This window comes from Oleiphilus sp. HI0079 (genome assembly GCF_001635105.1).
On the sequence record NZ_LWFT01000310.1, the window covers coordinates 1 to 270 of the forward strand.

Sequence of the window (270 nt, forward strand, 5' to 3'; positions counted from 1 at the left end):
AAAATGTCTTATATGCTTAAGGCGAATCAACCGAGAGCCGCCATGTCAGAGCATCACTTAATTTCGCAAATCGTCAATATTGGCGAGACACTTCATCGAGCAGGATGTCCGCCTTACAAGCTCGAAAAATATGTCGAGCACTATGCGAGAAACCGAGGTGTAGAAGTCATGGCGCTCGCCTCTGCAAACTGGATTAACTTTCAATTTAATGATGAGGACAACACCGTTGTCATAAAACGATTAAAGCCACCCAGTATTGACCTAACGCTA

The 270-nt window shown here is 44.1% G+C and carries 1 protein-coding gene; it reads left to right on the forward strand.

What is annotated here, in order from left to right:
- Positions 1 to 42: 42 nt before the first annotated feature.
- A partial coding sequence (locus A3750_RS04255; RefSeq protein WP_197474881.1) for a hypothetical protein occupies positions 43 to 270 on the forward strand: 228 nt, incomplete at its 3' end.